At 41.5% G+C, this 21,740-nt stretch carries 18 protein-coding genes; 10 read left to right on the plus strand and 8 right to left on the minus strand.

Annotated features, from left to right (window positions below; all coding sequences use genetic code 11):
* Positions 1 to 116 precede the first annotated feature (116 nt).
* Together AC5FX4_RS19375 and AC5FX4_RS19380 are read right to left on the minus strand one after the other, a co-directional pair.
* On the minus strand, positions 117 to 626 hold the full coding sequence (locus tag AC5FX4_RS19375; protein WP_493608059.1) for a GNAT family N-acetyltransferase: 510 nt from the start codon (positions 624 to 626) through the stop codon (positions 117 to 119).
* A 55-nt stretch (positions 627 to 681) separates the two neighbouring features.
* On the minus strand, positions 682 to 3,564 hold the full coding sequence (locus AC5FX4_RS19380) for an insulinase family protein (protein WP_493608060.1): 2,883 nt from the start codon (positions 3,562 to 3,564) through the stop codon (positions 682 to 684).
* Positions 3,565 to 3,680: 116 nt separating this feature from the next.
* Here AC5FX4_RS19380 and AC5FX4_RS19385 point away from each other — a divergent pair, with 116 nt between their 5' ends.
* The 3 genes from AC5FX4_RS19385 to ushA all read left to right on the plus strand — a co-directional run bounded on the left by AC5FX4_RS19385 (position 3,681) and on the right by ushA (position 6,045).
* Positions 3,681 to 4,106 (plus strand): MAPEG family protein, encoded by a 426-nt coding sequence (locus AC5FX4_RS19385; protein WP_493608061.1) that lies wholly within the window; start codon positions 3,681 to 3,683, stop codon positions 4,104 to 4,106.
* A 99-nt stretch (positions 4,107 to 4,205) separates the two neighbouring features.
* The gene (locus AC5FX4_RS19390; RefSeq protein WP_493608062.1) at positions 4,206 to 4,397 is read left to right on the plus strand and encodes a hypothetical protein; all 192 of its coding nucleotides are present in this window, start codon (positions 4,206 to 4,208) and stop codon (positions 4,395 to 4,397) included.
* 67 nt (positions 4,398 to 4,464) lie between these two features.
* Positions 4,465 to 6,045: a bifunctional UDP-sugar hydrolase/5'-nucleotidase UshA gene (ushA, locus tag AC5FX4_RS19395; protein WP_493608063.1), complete on the plus strand. Its 1,581-nt coding sequence runs from the start codon at positions 4,465 to 4,467 to the stop codon at positions 6,043 to 6,045.
* 27 nt (positions 6,046 to 6,072) lie between these two features.
* On the opposite strand, the gene AC5FX4_RS19400 is transcribed toward ushA, so the two are convergent.
* Both AC5FX4_RS19400 and AC5FX4_RS19405 read right to left on the minus strand, forming a co-directional pair.
* A complete protein-coding gene (locus tag AC5FX4_RS19400) occupies positions 6,073 to 6,999 on the minus strand; it encodes a hypothetical protein (protein ID WP_493608064.1) in 927 nt (308 codons plus the stop codon).
* Positions 6,989 to 7,714 (minus strand): PhnD/SsuA/transferrin family substrate-binding protein, encoded by a 726-nt coding sequence (locus AC5FX4_RS19405; protein ID WP_493608762.1) that lies wholly within the window; start codon positions 7,712 to 7,714, stop codon positions 6,989 to 6,991. Before AC5FX4_RS19405 ends, AC5FX4_RS19400 begins: the two co-directional genes overlap by 11 nt.
* 398 nt (positions 7,715 to 8,112) lie before the next feature.
* Here AC5FX4_RS19405 and AC5FX4_RS19410 point away from each other — a divergent pair, with 398 nt between their 5' ends.
* The 3 genes from AC5FX4_RS19410 to AC5FX4_RS19420 all read left to right on the plus strand — a co-directional run bounded on the left by AC5FX4_RS19410 (position 8,113) and on the right by AC5FX4_RS19420 (position 15,563).
* Positions 8,113 to 8,970, plus strand: coding sequence for a S1/P1 nuclease (locus AC5FX4_RS19410; RefSeq protein ID WP_493608065.1), 858 nt, complete (start codon positions 8,113 to 8,115; stop codon positions 8,968 to 8,970).
* Between the two features lie 35 nt (positions 8,971 to 9,005).
* Positions 9,006 to 12,125 carry a TonB-dependent receptor gene (locus AC5FX4_RS19415; protein ID WP_493608066.1) on the plus strand — a complete coding sequence of 1,040 codons (3,120 nt, stop codon included), beginning with the start codon at positions 9,006 to 9,008 and terminating at the stop codon, positions 12,123 to 12,125.
* 180 nt (positions 12,126 to 12,305) lie between these two features.
* Entirely contained in the window at positions 12,306 to 15,563 is a 3,258-nt protein-coding gene (locus AC5FX4_RS19420; protein ID WP_493608067.1) for a TonB-dependent receptor, read from the plus strand.
* Between the two features lie 761 nt (positions 15,564 to 16,324).
* Here the strand turns inward: AC5FX4_RS19420 and AC5FX4_RS19425 are convergent.
* Entirely contained in the window at positions 16,325 to 16,759 is a 435-nt protein-coding gene (locus AC5FX4_RS19425; RefSeq protein WP_493608068.1) for a MarR family winged helix-turn-helix transcriptional regulator, read from the minus strand.
* Between the two features lie 128 nt (positions 16,760 to 16,887).
* On the opposite strand from AC5FX4_RS19425, the gene hmgA reads away from it, so the two are divergent.
* Both hmgA and maiA read left to right on the plus strand, forming a co-directional pair.
* Positions 16,888 to 18,183 (plus strand): homogentisate 1,2-dioxygenase, encoded by a 1,296-nt coding sequence (gene hmgA, locus AC5FX4_RS19430; protein WP_493608069.1) that lies wholly within the window; start codon positions 16,888 to 16,890, stop codon positions 18,181 to 18,183.
* Between the two features lie 66 nt (positions 18,184 to 18,249).
* Positions 18,250 to 18,876: a maleylacetoacetate isomerase gene (gene maiA, locus AC5FX4_RS19435; RefSeq protein ID WP_493608070.1), complete on the plus strand. Its 627-nt coding sequence runs from the start codon at positions 18,250 to 18,252 to the stop codon at positions 18,874 to 18,876.
* 4 nt (positions 18,877 to 18,880) lie between these two features.
* On the opposite strand, the gene AC5FX4_RS19440 is transcribed toward maiA, so the two are convergent.
* Positions 18,881 to 19,111 carry a TIGR02647 family protein gene (locus AC5FX4_RS19440; RefSeq protein ID WP_493608071.1) on the minus strand — a complete coding sequence of 77 codons (231 nt, stop codon included), beginning with the start codon at positions 19,109 to 19,111 and terminating at the stop codon, positions 18,881 to 18,883.
* Between the two features lie 111 nt (positions 19,112 to 19,222).
* On the opposite strand from AC5FX4_RS19440, the gene AC5FX4_RS19445 reads away from it, so the two are divergent.
* Positions 19,223 to 19,513: a DUF1496 domain-containing protein gene (locus AC5FX4_RS19445; RefSeq protein WP_493608072.1), complete on the plus strand. Its 291-nt coding sequence runs from the start codon at positions 19,223 to 19,225 to the stop codon at positions 19,511 to 19,513.
* A gap of 24 nt (positions 19,514 to 19,537) precedes the next feature.
* Positions 19,538 to 19,780: a VF530 family protein gene (locus tag AC5FX4_RS19450; RefSeq protein ID WP_493608073.1), complete on the plus strand. Its 243-nt coding sequence runs from the start codon at positions 19,538 to 19,540 to the stop codon at positions 19,778 to 19,780.
* A 12-nt stretch (positions 19,781 to 19,792) separates the two neighbouring features.
* On the opposite strand, the gene AC5FX4_RS19455 is transcribed toward AC5FX4_RS19450, so the two are convergent.
* Positions 19,793 to 20,497 (minus strand): type 2 periplasmic-binding domain-containing protein, encoded by a 705-nt coding sequence (locus AC5FX4_RS19455; protein ID WP_493608074.1) that lies wholly within the window; start codon positions 20,495 to 20,497, stop codon positions 19,793 to 19,795.
* Between the two features lie 127 nt (positions 20,498 to 20,624).
* Positions 20,625 to 21,737, minus strand: a complete 1,113-nt coding sequence (locus AC5FX4_RS19460; protein WP_493608075.1) for an arginase family protein — start codon at positions 21,735 to 21,737, stop codon at positions 20,625 to 20,627.
* Positions 21,738 to 21,740: the final 3 nt, after the last annotated feature.

Consider the following 21,740-nt stretch of genomic DNA (forward strand, 5'->3'; position numbering starts at 1 on the left):
TAGCCAAAATACCTGCATCCATTTAGACAAGGCAACAATTTCGTGATTTAGTTGTTCTAAATGAGAAACTTTTAATACAGCTAGCGTCAGGTTTAATCCCTCAAAACGATGACGTGTTATTGCAAGCTGATGGCATAGAGATTTGATATTGAGTCTGTTTGCTCAAGCGCAATCGCTTTTTCAAATTTAAATCCAGATTTTATTAACAACTTAATGCTGGATTCATTGTGCGGTGATGTAATAGCTAAAACACGCGTGAGAGAAAGCTCATGCTTCGCAAAATTAAGCAATGCAGTCGCGGCTTCCAATGCATATCCTTTACCCGTATATTCATCCAAAAACGCATAACCAAGATCTGGCTCTTCAAAGATAGGTCGTTGATAAAACCCAGCGATGCCAACTGCGGTACCATCTCTTAGAGTAACGATAAAGGGGGCTTTTAAGCCATTTTCATAAGGATCAAAAAATGCCCCTTGAATATACTTACGTGCATCTTCTAGCGTGTAAACGTGTTTATCGGCAATATTGTCAATAAAACTAGCTTGATTCAGTAATTTCACAATAAACGCATCATCCGACAGCGTCGCTTTACGAATTGATAGGCGTTCGGTATTTATTATTATCATTGTAATTCCACATAAAAAGGCCAGTAACTGATTGAGTATACTGGCCTATTTTTACTTATTGCAACGAGATATGCTTATATAGCTCCTCAATTGACGCGAGCTTTGTTTGCTTTGGTAGCTGAGCAAACGGCTTGTCTTGGAATTTTTTACCTCGTAATTGAATATTGAGACGAGGCGCGTCCCCATTCATCATGGTTTGCTGGTAGTAGTCTTGTACATCAGCCAGCGTTATCTGCTCTACCGCTTTGATTAGTTTTTCCTTTGAATCATATTGGTAGTTTTCTCTATACCAGTCAGAAAGCAGTGGATAGACTTCATCAGCCAAATTCTTGGGTACTTCATTTAAAGAGATAAGTAAGGCATTTTTGAGTTGCTCAAACGTTTCGTTATCTAACTGGCCGAGCACTTTAGCGTATTCTGATTTGTATTGATCGAAGCGCATTTGCATTGACGCGACGTCTTTCACAGGTGTTTGAATATAGAATCCAATAGCAGAATAGTTATCAATATTTTGTGCTGTAGCGCCAACGGCATATCCTAACTGTTCTTCAGTACGCAGCGTATCATAAATATGCGTGCTCAAATGACTAACAAGCACTTTGGCAGCAGCCTTTTGTTTATAGCCAGCTTTTGGATGAACAACCATATCGATTAAACCGACATCGGCAACATCGCTATCTTGCTGCCAAACAAACGTTTCTCTCAGTTTTGGCTGCCAATACGGCGTTTTAACATACTCAGTCACCGATTGCTTTGCGGGTAATGATTCCTTAACTACCTTAGCGACGTTACTCAAATCGGCTTTGTCGTAGTTACCATAACCAAATATACGTACTTGATTATTTGCCAATAATTGAGTTTGAATGTTATTAAACCGCTCGAGCGTCAATTGCTCTGCTGCATCCAGCAACGCGGACGTATCAAAGCTACCAGCTCTAATTAATCGCTGATATTGGCCAAATACCTGGTTTATTGGAAATTGCTTCGCTTCATTTTGCAGCTGACGGCGATATCTATCAATGGCCTGTGCAAACTCTTCTTGTGTAACCTTGACTCTTAACTCTGACATTGCTTGTGACAATAGCTTTGCTTGTTTGTCAGTAAAACCTGAGATAGTTAGGCTCAAACCATTGCTTGGCGAAAGTGAAAGCGACATACCTGCTATCGAAGCCTCAGTCAGCAATTTGCTTTGTTTAATCGCAAATAAATCTGTCCACACAGCCAAAGCCACATCGGTATGGATGTTGCTTAGAGGCTCAGGGGAATTGATATAAATATTCAAGCTACCTTTAGGTTGATGCACAAATAACTCACTGGGCTTATGCCAAACAGTTACTCCCTCTTCCTCAAGTACCTTCTGTACACCCATTTTACTTTGCTCAGAGGTCGCTTTTAGCGCAAAGTGTTCAGGAAGCAATCGGTTTACGCTCGGTAGCTGCAATGCTAACTGACTCGGCGTTTTCCAACTGTCAATTTCGCTTTTAGAAATATCAACGACCTTGTATTTTCCATCGTAAAAGTGAAGCTGTGCTTCTGTCGGTTCCTCTTTGCTGATGTACCAAACTCTTAATCGTTCAGCATTTAATTGCTGTAATACAGAACTTACCTGAGCAGGATCAAACTTCGCATAGTGAAAACCCGCATTAATCGCATGATTTACTGGGAATTTTTGCATGCTATCTGCAAGATTACTGACATAACCAAATTCATCGCCTTTTTCTAAGAATTGAAATTGATTATTCAGTGACGTACGGATCTCATCGAAATATTTGCTATCCACGCCTTCTCGTTTGATAAGGTCAATATATTGCATCACTGTCGCAACAACCAATTCTCGGCTTTGCATACCCTTATCAGTCAAATCGATATCAACACTCAGTGCACCGTAGTTTCCGTATATATCAGGGCTTGCTGACGCAGTTAATTGTGAAATTAAACCTGCTTGTTTCAACACCTGTGCAGGGCTTCCAGCCATTTCGTTACTCAGTAAGTAAGTGACAAAATAGTTCGGTTTAACGGCAAATTGGTCACGATTATTATCAATCGTAAAGTCGAGTTTTAATTGCTTAACATCTTCATTTGGTACGTAGTGAATACGTTTTTTGCCTATCTTGCTAAAGTCTAACTGTTTAGTCACCTTAGGCTGTTCGATATGTTTGTTTTCAATGCTTGAGAAGTGTTTGTTGGCTTTTTTAGCCATCTCAACAAGCGGCTCATTTGACAGCATCACAACTTTCATAATGTTCGCTGAATAATAGCGATTGTAAAAGTCGACAGTTTCCTGATGTAGTTTGCTGCCTTCTTTATCTCCCAACGTCTCTAAGTTTCCAGGTAGGAAACGATTTGCCGGGTGCGCTCCCATCATATTTCGAGCAAGTTTAAATTGACCATATACATCTAACTCGCGGCGCATCGACCATTCTGCATTTACTGCGTTCTTTTCTTTTTCGGTATATTCAGGATAAAGCTTTGGTGCTTTAAAAAAGTCTGAAAAACGATCTAACGCTTCGTCAAAAGCATTGTTGTTTACCTTGAACATGTAATTGGTTATATCTAGCCAAGTATACGCATTATGTGAGCCACCATTTTGCGTCATAAAGTCTGAATAACCCTTGGTATCAGGAAAACGCTCGGTACCCAAAAACAGCATGTGTTCGAGATAATGTGCCATACCTTGCTGCGTCATCGGATCATGTAGCAAGCCAACGCCCACACTTAAAGCCGCCGCCGACTTTTCAACACTGGGGTCAGACACCAAAATAACATCGATGCCATTGTCCAAAGTAAGTGTTTGGTATTGGCGATTATCATTTGGACTGATAACTAATTTATCGCTCAACAACGCGGAGGGGGCATTCTGTGCAGTTGTATTAGAAGTTGTACTACAACCTGTGATCACCGAAAGGCTTAAAATACTCAGTGCAAAAAGCTTTTTCATGACTATATCCATTTTTTATTTTGCTTTACTGATAGCAATCATCTTTAGTAAGTTAGTGATTTGCAACTAATATGCAGACATCATTGTAACAGTCTGTAAATCAAGGACTACAAACCATGTTTAGCTCCCCTAATGGCATTGTCATCATCTCTATGTTTTTACAAACATTTTTAACCTTCACCGTAATGTACATTATGGCAAAAAGACGATTTGGTGCTGCACGTAGTGGTGAAATAGCACTTCACCACTTTAAAACGATGCAGTTAGACTCAGCACCCGAACCAGTGCAGGTTGCCAGTCGCAACTTTGAAAACCAATTCGAAATGCCCGTCTTGTTTTTTGTAGTAAGCTTATTAGCTTTACAACTTAATGCAATTGGGTGGCTGTTTGCAGCGCTATCAATTAGTTATGTTTTATGCAGAATAGTTCACAGTTACGTGCATATTACTTCAAACCATGTACGCACTCGGTTTAGAGTGTTCACCTTCAGCTGCGCAATTTTACTCGCTTTATGGGGTGTTCTTTTTGCAACATTTATATAACTTTAAAGAATTAAAAAAACAAACTTAGTAACACATCGTTCTTTAAATTATCGTGTGTTTTGGTAGCATGAGGCACATTGAAAATTAGAGGCGGCAACAATGAATAACGAAAAGCCAGTTTGTGATTTTGGTCTTCATGCAGGTGAACCCTATACGAGTTTGCCTGTTAGTTTTTTAAATTGGATGATAGAGGTTGATCACGCGAAGTCGTCTTTTGCCCGCCAAGAACTGTCTCGTAGAGAAGATGCCGTATTTTCCTCTTGCGAAAATAATAAAAATACCGCTTTCTAGTCATTTAAATTTAGACTAATTAGTTTAAAATAGGCCCCTCGTTAGAATTACCTTTATCAGGGTCTATATGCGCATTATTTTATCGGTACTGTTTTGTGCCTTTTTGGCATCTTGTCAGCTAGTACCAAACAAAACCACACATTATTTAACCGTATTACACACCAATGATAACCATGGCCGTTTTTGGCACAACGAGCGCGGTGAATATGGTATGGCCGCTCGTAAAACACTGATTGATAAGTTGCGTACAGAAGCTGCGCAAAAAGGTCACTCTGTTTTGTTATTATCTGGTGGAGACATCAACACGGGCATTCCTGAGTCTGATCTGCAATTTGCAGAACCGGATTTTAAAGGCATGAGTTTGCTCGGCTATGATGCAATGGCCATTGGTAATCATGAGTTTGACAATCCACTTGATGTGTTAGAAAAACAACAGCAATGGGCTAACTTCCCGTTGCTTTCGGCCAATATCAAGCACTCAACCACGAATGCTTATGCGTACCAACCTTACACCATTATAAAACGTGATGGTTTATCAATCGCAGTGATTGGTTTAACTACAACCGATACAGCAAAAATCGCAAATCCTGAATACATTGGCGACCTTGTTTTTGAAGAACCGACTGATGTAGTCGAACCTTTGGTTAAGTCTATTCGCGCACAACACAAGGTAGACGTGGTCATTGCAGTGACACACATGGGCCACTACCATGATGCCAAATTTGGCATTAACGCGCCTGGCGACGTAACGTTGGCACGTACCATCGCACCAAATACACTCGACCTGATTGTCGGCGGTCATTCACAAGAGCCAGTGTGCGTTGAGCCAAACGGTAATGAAGACCTCAATTTCGCACCAGGTAAGGCATGTATCCCGGATAGACAAAACGGGGTTTGGATAGTGCAAGCCCATGAATGGGGAAAATATGTTGGTAAGGCCGAGTTTAAAATTGAAAATGGTGAAAAAACACTGCTGAGTTATGAATTATTGCCAGTCAATTTGAAGGATCAGTCGGGTGAATTTGTGGCCGAATATATTCAGCCCGACCCTGAAATGAAAGCATTCTTAAAGCCATATCAAGCTATTGGGGAGAAACAATTGATGCATAGTGTTGGCTTTGTAGACGGTTTTTTAGATGGCAACCGCAATACTGTCAGATTCAAGCAAAGCAACCTTGCAAAGCTAATCATCAAAGCACAAATGGCCGCCGTCGATGCTAACTTTGGTGTGATCAGTGGGGGTGGTATCCGCCACAGCATAAACGAAGGTGAGGTCAGTTATAAGGACATTTTGAAGGTTCATCCATTCAAAAACCGTATTACGTATATGCAGTGGAAAGGCGCTGATTTATATGAGTACCTGCAAACTGTTACGAGCTACCCTCCCGATTCTGGCGCTTACCTACAGTACTATGGTCTGTCATTTGAGACAGTGAGCGGTAAACTCACTAACGTAAAAATCAATGGCCAAGCTTTGGATATGAATGCGTCATATCGTATGAGTATTAATAGCTATAACGCTGCTGGTGGTGACGGCTACCCCAACATTTCAGGTCTCAGTGGTTTTGAATCAACCAGTAAAACAGACGCTCAAGTTTTAAAAGACTATTTGCAAACGCATTCGCCAATTAAGGTTGGCTTACTATAACATCAATAAGGAAGCCGCTGGGCTTCCTTATTTTCCTATAACGGTAATATCCGTTGCTGATATATCAACTAAACCATAACTGTGTAACTTCGAGCGAGAACCCTCTCCGTAGGCTTTAGGTGGATAGTATTTGGTTTTCGAATCAGGATATTTAACAAACACTTCATCCAGTGCAGCTCGTACCTCGCTCAACGTTTTCTCGAGGCTATTTGAAAAGTTAGGTTTTTTGCGAATAGTATGACCGAGTGCGATTAGCCTTTCAAAATACCTGTCAGCAATATCAATCAGCTCGTCTGGCACATCTTTATTTGGATTAAGTATCACGTCAGGGTTCGAATGGCAAAACTCCGCAAGCGCTAAATAAAAACAAAGTGGCTTGTTCGCAAGTTGTACTTTTTCGTCCTGATTTATACTTAAGCTTAAGCATTTATCATGCAGATCAATAACTAAATTTGGCGTACTTTCGTTCACTGGAGTAGTTAGTACATGTTGTTCACGTGCCTTCTTGTCACGAGACAACCCTAAAAAGCCATAGCCGGTAAGCATGCCCAACAACAAGGACAAAGCATAAGCCACCCATGAATGGGTGGAATTGACCGTATACTTAAGCGCCACATTCCGATGTGCTGATTTTAGATAAAAGTAGCTATTTTCTTCGCCCGTTCCTTGAGACATACTCTGAATATCTTGAAGAATAACACGGGATTGGGCGGCTCTAAGCTGCTCATTCAACTTTTGTACATACCCTTCTGTTCGCTGCTTGTCTCCGCCATAATTAAACAGCGGATCAGCAATGGGTAACATTTCCAAATCTAAAGCAACGCGAGTCGCAACTCGGCTTATATCAAGTACACTATCCCTTTGGATTTTTAATGTTTGTGATAAAGCGCATAGGCACATAAAAACGAGCGAGAAACAGATAAATACGATGGCATTGTTACCCTTAACCTTCATGTTCATCCCCTTTAACCAAACCAAAAGGCTGAACTCCACACTGCCAAAAAAGCCGTAGCTCATTAAAATAATTGGACTGAACAGCATTTACAACCTCGCTAACGCGATTTTGCAATGCGCATGCGAGATCTGTGTTGTTGTCATCCATTTTTATATACCATTGGCTACCTTTAACATCCGAAGCGATGGAAGTAATATAATTTTTTGAAAAACGTTGCTCATCATCTTCTTGCCAATAAGACGCTATCAAGTCAACGCTCCCCTGCGCCAGCATATCGCGCAATGCACTATGAGAGCTTGCGTACACTATGTTCAGTGCGGATAAATCTAAATCCAACTGTTTAAAAACTTGTTTAGGTAAAATATGGCCCGACCGACTAGTAGGGTAATCTATTAATCCAATTCTTTTATCTAGAAAATAGGCCTTGTTTATTTGGGGTTTTTCTCTGCTGGAAATAAAAAATGCGGTATAGCTAGGATAAGCAATAAGAGGCATATAATTTTGCGTTGATTCGGCCATCATGGCGGCCATAACATTATCTTTACTTAGAATAAGGTCAGCTATCCCTTTCGCCAAGAACTCAATTTGCTCAGCCAAACTGCCCCCCCAATACACCTCGACTCTGCCAAATTGCTTGCCAACCACATCATCTTCACAGAGTGACTTTTGTAACCTCTGAGCCAAGCTTTTGATAGGCACATGCGCTCTAAACACGGATAAATTAGAGCTTGACGCAATATCACAGCTGTAAGAATACGTATTGACTGGTTGAAGTTTACTTAACTTACTGTTAACCAAATACTGGGGAACAAACCAAATAACAAGTACGCTGAGTAAAAGCACCACAAGAAACGTGCATTTTTTGTTCAAAATGTAATAGTCAGACAAAACCAAACTCTACCAAAGTATCATTCACCGACATTACAGCAACTTTCTTTACTTATTGCAATAAGTAATATTACCTAAAGGTTATAACCAATTGATATATAGACTTTATTAACAAGAAATTATGAATACCATTGACTCCTTTTGTTTTCTTGAAAAACAAGGACAATTGACCTTATTGAAATAGCGGCTCGCAACCGTGTTTGATACTCAGAGTAAATAAAATCATGTTAATGAAAAAACTGTCTAGTTTCGTGATTGCTGTAGCAGCAGTGACTTCAGCCCAAGCTTTTGCATGGGGTCCAAATGGCCATAGAATAGTTGGGGAGCTTGCAGAGCAAAACCTCACGCCTACCACAGTAGAAGCGATTAAGCCTTTACTCGACGGCCAGTCTCTCGCTCAAATTTCTACATGGGCTGATGAGATGCGCTCAGACAGCAGTACGTTTTGGCGTAAAAAGTCTTCGAAATGGCACTACATTAATGTGACCGATCCTGAAAATATGCACAATCACGTGCACCACGACCTTTCTTCTAAAGAACAAGTTAAAAATATCCTCGATGGTATCTATTACGGTATCAACACGCTTAAATCAGACAAAACTTCCCTTGAAGAAAAGCGTTTTGCATTACGCTTTCTAGTTCACCTTGTTGGCGACGGACATCAACCATTCCATGTCGGCAGAGCGGCAGATAGAGGTGGCAACCTTATTGAAGTATCGTTCTTTGGTGACAAATCAAATCTACACAGTACATGGGATTCTTTGCTGATAGAAAACGAAAAGCTTTCATATACCGAATTTACAAATTTCATAAAAACGTCAAATAAAGGTATCATTGAGGAATATTTAGACAGTGAACCTTCTGATTGGTTGCTTGAATCTCATTATATTTCTAAAAAAGTCTATGACTTAAATGAAACTGACATAAGTTATGGGTACATTTACACCTACATGCCAACGGTTAGAACCCGTTTGCAGCAAGGTGGGATCCGCTTAGCAGGCCTACTGAACCAAATTTTTGATAAGAACGCGCAGCCCCTAAAAGAGGCACTTAAGACTTCAAAAGCTGCAACTTCAAAATAAAACCTAGTAAGACTAAATATACGGGAAACAACATAATGAAAACTCTTTTGCGCAAAACCACACTGTCGCTTGCTATCGCAGCAAGCATTGGTGCAAGCAGCGCTGCATTTGCTAATGACACAGCATCTAGTATGAAAGGTGAGGTAGTAGGTCCGCTGGGTAACCCAGCGGCTGGTACAAAAATTACTATCATCCATACGCCTTCAGGTTCTGTAAAAACAGCAGTAGTGAATGAGAGCGGTACTTTCTCAGCAAAAGGCCTTCGCGTTGGTGGTCCTTATCAAATTATCGTTGATTCAGATAAATTTGAAGACACCATGGTAGAAGATGTTTACCTTTCATTAGGTAAAACTTATCCATTATCAGTTCAACTAAAGTCACAACAAAACATAGAACAGATCGTCGTTACTGGTCGTCCTATGACTATGCAATCTGGTGGTACAGGTCCTGCAACGCATTTTTCTCTAGCAGATCTTCAAGACAAACCTGCCATTAACCGTGACATTAAAGACATCGTACGCACTGATCCACGTATTTACGTCGACGAAAGTAACTCTGGCGCTATTCAGTGTGCCGGTGGTAACCCTCGCTTCAACAGCTTAACTGTTGACGGCATGCGTATGAATGATAACTTCGGTCTTAACAGTAACGGTTACCCAACTGAGCGCATTCCATTTTCTTTTGACTCTATTGACCAAGTTGCTGTAGAACTTGCTCCATTTGACGTTCAATACGGTGGTTTCACTTCTTGTAACATTAACGCAGTTACAAAGTCTGGTACTAACGAATTAACTGGTGGCTTGTTCTTCGATTACACCAATGATTCTCTGGCTGGCGATAAAATTGATGGTAAAACTCAGGCAACGGGTGACTACAATGAAAAGCGTTACGGTTACAACTTCGGCTTACCACTCATTGAAGATACCCTTTTCCTTTTCACTAGCTACGAAAAGTTAGAAGGTTCGCAAATCTTCGAATATACGCCGTATGCTAATGGTAAGATCAGCAAAGCTGACATCGACCAAATTATCGCTATCACTAAAGAACAGTATGACTATGATGCAGGTTCTATGGTGCCAAGCATGCCAGTTGAAGACGAGAAAATTCTTGTTAAATTAGACTGGAACATCAACGACGACCACCGTGCAAGCTTTGTATATAACTATAACGATGGCTTCTCACTTTCTCAGTCGGATTCAAGTTCAGATCGTTTATCTTTGTCGAATCACTTTTATGAGCGTGGCGCAGAGTTACAATCTTTCGTGACATCTCTTTATTCAGACTGGAGCGATGTATTCTCAACTGAAGTACGTATTGGCTATTCAGAGCTTGATAACCGTCAAATCTCTTTAGATAGAGCATCTGGTTTTGGTGAGTTCCAAGTAGATGTTAATGATGTAACTGTGTACCTAGGTCCAGATGACTCTCGTCAAGCAAATAAGCTTAAATATGACAACTTATCATTAAAACTTGCGGGTACTTACTATCTAGATGACCACGAGCTTTATTTTGGCTATGAGCGTGAAGAGCTAGACGTATTTAACATGTTCGTTCAGCACAACGAAGGCGAACATCGCTTTAAGAGCATCGAAGACTTAAAGAACGGTATTGCTCGTGTTTACTACGGTAATGCAGCTTCTCACAACCCTGCAGACGCAGCCGGTGAGTTTAAATACGCATTAAACACACTGTACTTCCAAGATAAGTTTGACCTGATTGACTACGATATTTCAATCACAGCGGGTCTTCGCTACGATTGGTACACAAGTGATGACGTACCGACCGACAACGCAAAATTTAAAGAACGCTTTGGTTTCTCAAACCAACAAAACCTTGATGGTGTTGACTTACTACAACCACGTTTAGGCATCAACTGGGTATATAACGACCAGTTAGAGTTCCGCGGTGGTATTGGTCTGTACTCTGGTGGTAACCCGAACGTTTGGATCTCTAACAGCTATTCAAACGACGGTATTCGTAACGTTCAGAAGAACCAAAAAAACATGCAGTTGCTAGGTGATGATGCGGTTGCGTTTGTTGATGGTGGCAAGCCAGGTTATGCAATCCCACAAGAATTGTTCGACAAAGTTGCAGCGGGTGGCGCGGATAACAGCACGAACGTAACCGACCCTGATTTTGAAATTCCATCAGAATGGAAGTTCTCATTAGGTGCCACTTACGTAACAGAATCTGATTACGTATTCACAGTTGATTACTTATACACAGATAAGCAAGATTCTGCGCTTGTTAAAAACTTAACACTGTCGAATATGAAGCAGCTTGAAGACGGCACTATCGTGACTGAAACTGCACCAGACGGTCGCCCTATCTACAATGATGACCTTCATAAGTTCAATTCAGACTTAATGCTGACAAACGTTAAAGGCAAAGACGGTTATAGCCATGTATTGTCATTTGGTATGAATAAGTCTTTTGAAAATGGTATCGACTTAGCGCTTTCTTACGCGTACTCAGTATCTAAAGATGTGCACCCAATGGACAGCTCGGTGGCTTTCTCTAACTTCCACAGAATTGCAACGGCTGATCCACAAGACCCGGGTGTAGCAACGTCTGATTACGAAGTACCGCACCGTGCAACAATGTCACTTTCTTACAAAACGCAATTGTTCGACGGCTTAGATACTAAGTTCAGCCTATTCGGCCAAGCGAGTGTAACAAACCCGTATTCATATACATTTGCGAAAACAGGTATGTTCGGTTTTGCTGACGAAAACCGTGACTTACTTTATGTACCAACAGCTGATGACGCCAACGTAGTTTATGGCGCAGACTTTGATAAAGCGGCTTTTGACAAGTGGGTAGAGCAAGAAGGTCTATCTCGCGGTCGTATCCAAGACCGTAACTCTCAAGAAGGTGAATGGTGGGTTACGTTCGACCTGAAGGTAGAGCAAGAGTTCGCTGGTTTTGCTGAAGGCCATAAAGGTTCTGCATTCTTCGTTATCAAAAACGTAGGTAACCTACTGAATGATGACTGGGGTACGTTGAACAAAGGCAACAAGATGCAAAACGCGGTTACTGCTTCAATTGAAGACGGAAAATATGTATTTGAGAAGTTTAATAACCCATCAGGTACTGACTTTGAAATCAAACCATCGCTGTATGAAATCCGCCTTGGTGTGAAGTATAACTTCTAAGATATTTTCTTTATCGATGTAACTTCATAAAAATACATTCAAGCACGGCTAACCCCATTAGGAGTTAGCCGTGTTTTAACTTGAAGAAACACGATAAAGCTTATTCAACGGGCTTAGTACATGGAGACTGAGCTTGTAATTTTTAACTTTAAACAACCTAAACACACGGGAAACAACACAATGAAAAACGTTCGCTTAACTAAAGTGGCCGGCGCTTTAGCATTAGCTCTTGGCGTATCTGTAAGTGCATTTGCTGCTGATACATCATCTGCTATGCGTGGTAAAATCACCACTCCAACTGGAGATGCTGCTGCAAACGTTAAAGTTACTGTTATTCACGAGCCAACAGGCACAATTAGCACTTTTACTACTAACGAGTCAGGTGCATTCATCGCAAAAGGTCTTCGTGTTGGCGGTCCATACCGCGTAGTGCTTGATTCAGACAAGTATTCAGACGCTCAGCTTGATAACATTTTCTTAGAGCTGGGTGACACACACCGTATCGTTAACCAACTTGAACCGCTACAAAAAGTAGAAAAGATTGAAGTAACGGGTTATAAAATCGTACAACAAGCTGGCGGTTCAAACAGCGTATTTGGTGCTGACACCATCGCTAACGTGCCAAGCTTTAACAACGACATTAAAGACGTTGCACGTTTAAACCCATTAGCTAGCATCAGCGGTAATGGCGAACTAACGATCGCAGGTAACAATCCAAGAACAAACGGTTTAACCGTTGACGGCATCGGTCAAAACGATGACTTCGGTTTGAACTTTGGCGGTTACCCAACCAACCAACCACCTGTAGCGTTAGATGCCATTGAGCAAATTTCAGTTGACGCGTCACCTTTCTCAGCCAAGAAAGGTAATTTTGGCGGTGGTACAATCAATGCTGTTACTAAATCTGGCTCTAACGAGTACACATTTACAGGTTTCTATGAAACAAGTACGCCTAGCCTAGCTGGTAAACTAGAGAACATCTCTGACGTTACATACAAAGAAGATGTATACAATGATGCTGGCGAACGTATTCACCGCGCCGGTGACAACGTATTAGACGCTGATGGTCACAAAACATTTGAAACAGCTAGCACAGACCCAATTGTTACAGAAAAACGCTTTGGTTTTAGTACTGGCGGTGCCATTTTAGAAGACGAGCTTTTCTATTTCGTAAACTATAACTCTTGGAAAGAAGAGAAAGATATGGATTACGGTTTCGATGGCTCAGGCACAGCACATGAGTTTGATGTAAACAAAGCAGACTACGACAATTTTATTAACACATTAAACAGCGTTTATGGTATCCAAGACGAGTTTGGTGGTAATCCTGAACAAAGTAGTGATAGCTTACTTGTCAAACTAAGCTGGAACATTAGTGAAGCACACCGCGCGGACTTCACTTACCAATGGCAAGATGAAGAAGAGACAAGAGGCTTTGCAACTGGTGGTTCAACAGTTTCAATGGCATCTCAGCGTTTCCAACACATTACCAAGTTTAACAACTTTGCGACTAAGCTTTACTCTGATTGGAGCGATGACTTCACAACTGAGGTTGGTCTATCATACAAAAATGTAACTACTGATAGTGTCTCAAACTCTCCATTAGGCGCAATCAAAGTTTATGTAAATGGTGGTCGTGGTGACGCATTCGAATTTGGCCGTGATATTAACCGCCATGAAAACGAAGCAGAGACGGAAACTGTTGCCTTTACGTTTGATGCAACTTACCTACTAGGTGAGCATGAAATTAACTTTGGTGCTCAGCTAGATAGCATGCGCCTTTACAACTTATATGCGAGAAACTCTAGAGGTTCTTGGGAATTTGCAAGTATTGAAGACTTTGCAGCTAAAAAACTTCAACAAAGCAGACGTGGCGATTATGAGTTTTCTTACATGAACGCTTATACTAACAACGCCAAAGATCTTGCCTATGATGCTACTCGTACACAATTAGCACTCTATGTTGAAGATAAGTTTTACCCTACTGACGATCTTGAGTTAACTGCCGGTGTTCGCTATGAGCGTTTATCATCAAGCGACAAACCTGCGCTAAATACCGCTTTCCAAAAGACATACGGCTATACAAACCAAGAAAACTTGGATGGTGTAGACATTATTCTTCCGCGTGTTGGCTTTAAATACTATGCAACTGAAGCGTTAACTATCAATGGTGGTATTGGTCGTTTCCAAGGCGGTGTACCTAATGTTTGGTATAATAACCCGTTCCAGTATGACGGTATCACTAATGTGGAAGCGTCACAGAATGCGATTAATGACTATTTCTCAGGTGTTGAGCAAGTAGATTTCACCCGCGTACCTGAAGATATTCAAAATTCACTAGCGCAAGGCGCTGGTAGCACTAACTACACAGATCCTAATTTTGAACTGCCTTCAAGCATTCGTGCACAGCTAGGTTTTGAATATGATTTTGACTCAGAGCTTCTTGGCGACGGCTTTAAGTGGACTGCAGAACTTGCTTACCACAAAAAAGAAAATGAAGCAGTATGGCACAACACCGCTATCAAACCAGTTGGCACATCAGCAACAGGTCGAGTTATTTATGAGAGCATTTATGAAGGTGACTTAAAAGATAACTACGACATCATGATGACCAACGCTGATGTAAACCCACGTTCTATTATCCTCTCAACAGCACTTGCAAAAGAGTGGGATAATGGCATTTATGTTTCAGCAAGTTATACACACCAAGATGTTGAAGATATTGCTCCTGGTACTGCATCAGGTGCCGATGGCAACTACAAGCACGCGACTACACAAAGCCGTAATGTTGACCTAGTTGGTCGTGGTCACTACGAAGTTGAGCACAGCTTCAAAGTGAACTTCCGTTATCAAACCGAGTTCTTCGATGGCTATGCGTCTAAGTTTAACGTATTCTTCGAACGCCGCTCTGGTCGTCCATTTAGCTACACTATGGGCTCATACGGAGACCGTGACTTCGGTGATACTCGAAACTTAGATGGTACATCAGCTTACCTAGCATATATCCCAACTGGTGCTGATGATGCAAAAGTGAACTGGGATGAGTCACAACTATCTTGGGAACAGCTGGAAACACTGCTTAACCGTGCTGGTATCTCAGAAAGAGGTCAAATCTTAGGCCGTAACACAGGTACTCAACCTTGGGTAACAAGCATGGATGTTAGCTTTAAGCAAGAGATCCCTGGTTTCTACGAAGGCCATAAAGGCGAGATCTACTTCATGATCGACAACTTCGCTAACCTACTGAATAGTGATTGGGGTATCGAGAAGAAGATAGCTTATGCTGACCAAAAGCTATATGACTTTGGTGGCCTTGACGATGAAGGCAAGCTTATCATCGACCAACGCTACAAAGGTTCTGACGTGCGTAACTACTCACAAATCGTTAAGAGCGCGTCTACATGGCAAGCGAAGATTGGTGTTCGTTACACTTTCTAATCACTTAATGATTAGCGCATAAATTCAAAAGGCCAACACTTGTTGGCCTTTTCTTTTAATAAAAACGTTCTTTATTCTTCCAGCACAAACCACTTTCTGCTATAGACTCTGAAGTTTCAGCGCAGTAAAATTCCCTTTTAAGAAACAAAATAAGCGAATAGTTTTTGTTCAATCTTTCAAATAGACACGTCTCATCGTTATTCAATGTAAAACATATTGTGGTCGGCATGTTTGTGTTGATCAGTATGCCAGTTTTCAGTTTGCTACGCGGTGACTTTGCGGAGCCAATCACACTTTTGTCTTTATTTTTACCATATTGATGGATTGCAATACCAAGTTTGCGCCTTACCTGATTGCTTTCTTATATATCCGTTACTCAGATTTTGAATCATCAAAGTTGTACTTTTATCTGTATTTTTTAACGACCAATTTAATCATCTTTTTTGTCTACTTCAGTATCATGTTTTTTGACCCGTTTGGTGGGAGGCCGTCAGCCCTTTCAGGGGTGATTCTATTTACGCCCTATGTACTGCTGATCCCTATTCCGGGGCTTATTATTTCCGCTACAGCATACATCTACGCAAGATTCTTGAAGTAACAAGCGTTTAAAGTGATGAGATTCTGAAATAAGTTCAGAATGACAAAATGGATAAGCTACGAGACTATTCGGGAAGGTGGCGATATCCTAACATATGCCTCTTGTCATCCTGACGAAGGTCAGGATCTCCTAAATGATCTGCACGAACTGGTAAATTGGCTTTTTATAACTTATCAACCTGTGACTCTATTTTGTTCATCACATTGCTCAGCATTTGCTTTTCACTTTCAGATAATTCTGCGAGCAGCGCCGCTTCCCATTCAAGCGCTTTTGGCGACAATTGTGCATAAAGCCCCTCTCCCGCTTTAGTTAAGCTAAGCAATTTAGCTCGCTTATCGTTCGGATCTGTACACAATTCGATGAGTTGCTTATCTGTTAGCTGTTTGACAGCACGCGACATGGTTGATTTGTCGATTTCAGCCAAATCACACAAGTGCTTTGCGGAGCATTTTTCCTGCTGCGCCAAATGAGCGATAGCACGCCACTGTGGCACAGTTAGACCCGCTTGTTCAAAGTACACCTGAGAAAAGGCGCTACTCACTTTATTCGCTAATTTTACTAATCTATAAGGTAGGAATTCGTCTATTTTTAGTGACACCTTGCTCAACGCCTTTTGCTCCTCAAATACATCCGTAAAAAATTATATACAAACTCATTTGTGAAAGACACTTGATAATGCTCTCACATGAGAGTATCTTAACCCCATCTACTAAGGAGTCACAGATTATGAGCAACGAATTTCAATACCTAACAGGCTTTGGTAATGAGTTTGAAACCGAAGCATTACCTGGCGCATTACCAATTGGCCAGTTTTCTCCACAAAAAGTAAAATATGATTTGTACGCAGAGCAATATAACACCACGGCGTTTACAGCACCGCGTGCAGACAATCGCAGAAACTGGTTCTACCGCATTCGCCCATCAGTAGTACAAGGTGATTACCAAGCAATGGACAACGGTTTATTGCGCACAGCGCCCATCACTGAAGTACCAACACCACCAACGATGCTGCGTTGGAACCCGATTGAAATCCCAGCAGAGAAAACCGATTTCATCGATGGCTTAGTGACCATGGCCGCAAACGGTAGCGCTAACGGTCAAGCCGGTATTGGTATTCACGTATATGTTGCTAACACTTCAATGGACGGCCGCTACTTCTATAATGCTGATGGTGAATTGTTATTTGTACCACAACAAGGTGAATTAGTACTGCATACTGAGTGTGGTAAATTAGCGCTTCGTCCAGGTGAAATTGCGGTTATTCCACGCGGTATCAAGTTCTCAGTTGAACTCATCAGCGAACAAGTTCGTGGCTATATTTGCGAAAACTACGGCCATCCACTGATTTTACCAGAGCGTGGTCCGGTAGGCGCAAATGGTTACACCAACGAGCGTGATTTCCAATACCCAGTTGCCGCGTTCGAAGACAAAGAAGGTGACTTTGAATTAGTTGCTAAGTTTAATGGTAATCTTTTCCGTTGCGACATTGGCCATTCACCACTAGACGTGGTTGCATGGACTGGCAACAGCGCACCGTATAAATACGACCTAGCACGCTTTAACGTGATGAACACAGTAAGCTTTGACCACCCAGATCCGTCAATCTTTACTGTTTTAACATCGCCTTCAGGCACAGAGGGTGTGGCAAACGTTGACTTTGTGATCTTCCCTCCACGTTGGATGGTGGCAGAAAACACATTCCGCCCACCGTATTACCACCGTAACATCATGAGTGAATTCATGGGCCTAATTGAAGGTGTGTATGATGCGAAAGAGCATGGCTTTGTACCGGGTGGCATGAGCTTACATAACTGCATGTCTCCGCATGGGCCAGAAGCGGATGTGTTTGAGAAAGCATCCAATGCTGAACTAGAGCCACAACGCTATGAAAACACACTCGCGTTTATGTTCGAATCTCGCTATGTCATTTCACCAACTAAGTACGCGCTTGAAGGTAAAGAGCGTCAACAAAATTACTTAGATTGCTGGAAAGGCATTAAAAAATATTACAAAGGCGCGTAACATAACGTAAGCCAAACTGATAAGGCACTCATTTGAGTGCCTTTTGTCGTGATTAAGGAATAAGCCATGAAGCTATATACATACTTTCGCTCATCAGCAGCCTACCGTGTTCGTATCGCGCTGAATTTGAAAAACATTGAACATGATTTAGTTGCAGTTAATCTTTTAAAATCTGAACAACAGGGTGAGCAATACACCAATAAGAACTCACAAGGTTTACTACCAGCCCTTGAAACTGAACAAGGCGTATTGGCTCAATCTCTTGCTATTCTAGAGTGGTTGGAAGAAACCCACACGGACACGCCGCTTTTACCAAACGACCCTTGGCAAAAGGCACAAGTACGCAACTTCTGTTATGCAATCGCGTGTGATATACACCCTATTGATAACCTACGTGTTCTTAAATATCTAAGCCAAGAACTTAACGTTGACGACGAGCAAAAGAACACTTGGTACCGCCACTGGGTGATTGAAGGATTCAAAAAACTCGAAGCGATGTTAGGTGAAAGTGAGTTTTGTTTTGGCGACAAACCAACGCTTGCTGATATTTGCTTGGTCCCCCAAGTATTTAACGCTTTGCGTTTTAAAGTTGATATGACGCCATATCCGAAAATTGCCGCTATTTACGAGCGCTGCAATCAACTAAAAGCATTTATCGATGCAGCGCCAGAAAATCAACCTGACGCGCAATAATCATCTACTGTAACGCACAATGGACTTGGTCTAAGTGCGTTATCAAGTCTAAGCCTAGATCGGTGAGGTACCCGCCATCTGGGCTATCTATTATCCCCTTGTCATATAGCCTTTGTGCAGCATCCCGTAAACTTTGCTCCGCGCTGCTATGAATTTTAATTCCTTGATGCATGCTCGTTCTTGGAAATTTAGCAAGTAACGTAAGCTCTGCCATCATATCTTGGTCAAACGCCATGGCTATCCCCTTCTTGTTTTTTAATTTTGTTATAGTTAACTATATAGTGTCATGCATAGCGTGCACTTAAGTGTTCCGCTTTAAAGATTAGCCAACTATGGAAGTTATGCCATGAAATCACTTATATTTATTACGCTTAGCGTATTATTTGTATCAGCAAACAACGTATTTGCCGTTGATTCTAATCATAGAAATATCGCATTACTTGAAAATCCAGAAAGAGTTTGCTGGTATCAAGGGCAACAATATAGTGAAGGCGCAATGATCAAACAGTTCGATATTTATTTTGTTTGTAGCCATAAGTTTGCCAATCAAGAAAATAGTCGCCTAGTTTGGCTTAAAGCCAATGAACAAGGTGACCCTGTAAGGCTGGACCGAGTAAATACAATCAGGGTAAAATAGGCGTTTTGATTTTGGTAGTTTAAAATGACACAACAACCCAACAACCCTTTGCATGGGGTAAAACTAGAAGAAATGCTCATTAAGCTTGAACAAGAAATGGGTTGGGCAGCAATGGGCGAGGTAGTCAACATTCGTTGTTTTACTCATGATCCAAGTGTTAAATCAAGTTTGAAATTCCTGCGCCGTACACCTTGGGCAAGAGAAAAAGTAGAGCAGCTTTATCTCGATACCTTTCATGGCTTTGCATGGCCTACAATTAAAAAATAGATTATTAGAGGCCTATTTTTTCGATGCCTGATATGCATTGTACGCGTCAATTATCTTATTTTTAATTGGTTTCGGCAGTGCTTTATTACAAGCAAAATAAAGTTTTGAACCAAAATCGGGTAGCTTATAAATACGTTTAAGCTGTTTAGCTAACGGCTCTTTCTTACTTTTAAACTCAAATTGCACGTCACTTAAAATCACTAAATCAAGTGAGCCTCTTCTCGTTGCCAACACTTCAAACACATTGTCAAAAGTAGAAATTATAAGTAGGTGTTGCCCTTCAACAAAGCCCCTTTCTTTTAAGTATAAATGACTAAAGTTTTGCCTAATAACCGCCGTTTTATAGCGCTTGATGTCTTCCAAAGTCTTAATGTCATAGTCTCGTGAATCGAGCCCATAAAATGACACACTAAACCCACCTATGGGAAACAGCCAGTCGAATAAAGGTTCTCGCGATTCTGAGTGAGCGATGGAAAAAATACAACTATTTGGATTACGTTGCGCGGCGTTATACGCGACGGCCCAGCGCTCTACGCTAATTGAATAATCAATATCAGTCATCTGTAAAACTGCGCGAACTGTGTCTGCTGCGGAGCCAACAAGATTACCTTGAGAGTCTGTATACTGAAAGTCTGGAAACTCTTCAGTTAAGACATTGAGTTCTGCACCCTGCAAAGTGCAAGCAAACAACCCAAATATCATTAACCATATGCGCATTCAAAAACTGCCTGTATCCTTGTGAACAACAAAAATATAGCTCAATCATGGGTAATAGAACAGAAAAGCAGCACAATATCACAAGAGCAAGCAAACCAAGTTGGCTTGCTTACCCCAACAACAATTATTATGCGTTGTTTATTGCATCGATTAAGAACGCAGAGATTTTAGCACCTTCTCTTAATGTTGTTTCCGAGCTGCTTTGTCCTGCCAAGGAGCTGTCGGTAAATGGCGCTATTTCCATCATATCTGCGCCTGTGATTGGAAATTCATCTCGCAATGCTCGCAAGATAGTCAACGCTTCTTCTGGCGTCATACCATTACCTTCTGGCGTACCAGTCGCTGATGCAAACTCTTCATCTAGCGCATCGATATCGAAACTGACGTACAGCTCATCGACGTTATCGGCTTTTAACTGATCAATAACCTGTTTAACAATCGCATCGGCGCCTTTTTCTCTAATTTCGTGAGCCCAATGCTGTTTCACACCAAAGGTCGATTCCCAATGTGATTTGTCTTTTCCGCTTGAACGGATACCAAACTGGATCAGGTGATGCGGTGCCGGTAAAAACTCTAAAATGTGTGTACACCATGAGCCAAAGCACAGATCAATACCCAAACGTTCTACCAATAAGTCTGTGTGTGCATCAAAGTGAATAATCGCTGTGCGTTTGCCTTCAGCACGTTTTGCTTTAAGGTAAGATTTGGTCAGTGGGTAGCTAATTGAGTGATCACCACCGATGCCAAATATCCCCTTGTTAGGATAATGTTGGTAGAAGCCGTCACACACATCTTCTGTGATAGATAGCGGTGACACGTGATATTGAGAGTTCTCGTCTTGATACAGCGCCTTTTGACAATTGCTGATGGTTGCATCATTTAAATACTTGTCATGCAATAAATGCGGTATAACTCGAACATCTCCCAAATCAAACGCGCTGGTTTGAGGCTGTTGCTCAATTAGCGTCGAGCGCAAAAACAATGGGCCCCAGTTAGCACCGCGCAAAATACCACCACCACAATCTGAACTAATGCCCAAAATTGCAGCTTTGTGTTCAGACGCATCAATCTGCGACAGTGATGCTTTCCATAGTTCGTCAACACCTTCAGTCTGTCCGTACAATTTAGTTCTAAGCGCGTCTTTTCTTTCTTTTGCGGTATTAACTGTGAAAACTCCATCTCCGGGAGGGCACAAACACTGCGCCAGCTTATCTTGAAATTGTTGTTTTGTGATCGTCATAGT

This window comes from Pseudoalteromonas sp. ATL1 (assembly GCF_058933015.1).